A 2095-nucleotide genomic window follows, 5' to 3' on the forward strand; every position below is an offset into this window, starting at 1 on the left:
CCTGCCGGACCCTGCCGGCGTCGGCTCGTAACCGCCAGCATGGCCGACCCCCTGCTCTGCGGCTGCGATCCGAGGTGACCGACTGGACGGTCCAGGATGAGTTGCACGGCAGCTACACCGGACCGGTGGATGACCTGGTCATTGTCCGCAGTGACGCTGTTCCCGCGTACAATCTTGCGGTGGTGGTCGACGACGCCGCGCAGGGAATCGACCAGGTGGTCCGCGGCGATGACCTGCTCAGCTCCGCCCCCCGGCAGGCTTATTTGGCCAGCCTGCTGGGGATCGCCCCGCCCCAGTACGCGCATGTCCCACTCGCGTTGAACCGGGAAGGGCAGCGCCTCGCCAAGCGTGACGGCGCCGTCACCCTCGAATCGCTCGCCGATAAGGGCTGGACCGCCAGCTCGGTGAGGGACCTGATCCTTCGGTCGGCGGGGCTCCCGGCGGGTACGCTGGCAGGAGCGCTCGAGGCGTTTCACCCGGCAGGAGTGCCGCGTGAAGCCTGGATAGTTGAGCCCGGCGAGCTGTCCTGATTCCGCCACCGCAATACGTCACCACCAACCGATAGGGTTCTTTTGTGAGCACAGCCCTTTACCGCCGATACCGTCCCGAAGCCTTCGCGGACGTCATTGGCCAGGAGCACGTCACCGAGCCCCTCATGGCTGCCATTGAGAAGGGCCGGGTCAACCACGCCTACCTGTTCTCCGGTCCGCGCGGTTGTGGAAAAACAACATCGGCACGCATCCTGGCGCGCTGCCTGAACTGTGCCCAGGGCCCCACCCCGGTCCCCTGCGGGGTCTGCGATAGCTGTGTTGAGCTCGCCCGCGGCGGCTCCGGCAGCCTTGACGTGATTGAAATCGACGCTGCGAGCCACGGCGGCGTCGACGACGCCCGTGATCTCCGGGAGCGCGCCACCTTCGCACCGGTCCGCGACCGGTACAAAATCTTCATCATCGATGAGGCCCATATGGTCACGTCGGCGGGCTTCAACGCCCTCCTGAAGATCGTCGAAGAACCCCCGGAACACATCAAGTTCATCTTTGCCACCACCGAACCTGACAAAGTGATCGGTACCATCCGGTCCCGCACCCACCACTACCCGTTCCGGTTGGTGCCGCCCGAGCCGCTGATGGCCTACCTTGATCTGCTCTGCCAACAGGAGGGCATCCCCGTGGCCCCAGGGGTGCTGTCCCTCGTGATCCGGGCCGGCGGCGGGTCCGTGCGTGACTCACTGTCCGTACTCGACCAGCTCATGGCCGGCGCCGGTCCGGACGGTCTCGACTATGAGCTTGCCGTGTCCCTCCTCGGTTACACGCATGCGTCCCTGCTTGACGACGTCGTCGACGCCTTCGCCGCGGGCGACGCTGGCACGGTGTTCAGCGCCGTCGACCGGGTGATCCAGACTGGGCATGACCCACGCAGGTTCGTTGAGGACCTATTGGAGCGGTTCCGCGACTTGATTATCGTGAACGCGGTTCCCGACAGTGCGGCGGCGATCCTCCGGGGCACCCCCGACGACCAGCTGAACCGGATGCGCACCCAAGCCAACCAGCTGGGCCGCGGCGAACTCTCCCGCGCCGCGGACATCACCAACACGGCTCTGACCGAGATGACCGGTGCCACGTCACCGCGTCTTCACCTTGAGCTGATCTGCGCGCGGATCCTGCTGCCCGCCGCCGATGAGACCGAGCGGGGAACCCTGGCCCGCGTTGACCGGATCGAACGCCGCCTGCAGTACGCCGGGTCCGACGCCGGGTCCGATGCCGCGCCCAGCCAACCGACAGCCCCTGCTGCCACCGCCCAGGACCACGCTCCCGCGATCCCGGCAGGCCGCTCCCAGGGCGTTGCCCCCTCGGCGGGCTCCGACCCGGATGGGAAGACGGCCAGTACTGCGACGTGGCCCGAGGAGACTGCTCCCGCAGAGAAGCCAACGACACCGTCAGTCACCCCGGCTGGCGTAGCCCCGAGCAGCCCAGCGCCGACCGCATCAGGGCCGGCCACACCAGGCCCGGCCACATCAGCTCCGAACACTGCAGGTTCAGCTGCAGGGCAGAATGCTGCGGGCCAGAATGCTTCAGGTCCGGCTGCGGGCCCGTCG

1 protein-coding gene and 1 pseudogene (1 of these 2 only partly in view) are annotated in these 2095 nt (G+C 67.5%); both read left to right on the forward strand.

The window, feature by feature from the left end; translation table 11 throughout:
* Positions 1–530, forward strand: a pseudogene (gluQRS, locus tag K728_RS0106235) (tRNA glutamyl-Q(34) synthetase GluQRS); it begins 370 nt to the left of the window's first position.
* 44 nt (positions 531–574) lie between these two features.
* Positions 575–2095 (forward strand): DNA polymerase III subunit gamma and tau (locus tag K728_RS0106240; protein WP_024476225.1); only part of this gene is annotated, 1521 nt, incomplete at its 3' end.

The organism is Arthrobacter sp. CAL618, assembly GCF_000468215.1.
Lineage (GTDB): Bacteria > Actinomycetota > Actinomycetes > Actinomycetales > Micrococcaceae > Arthrobacter_D.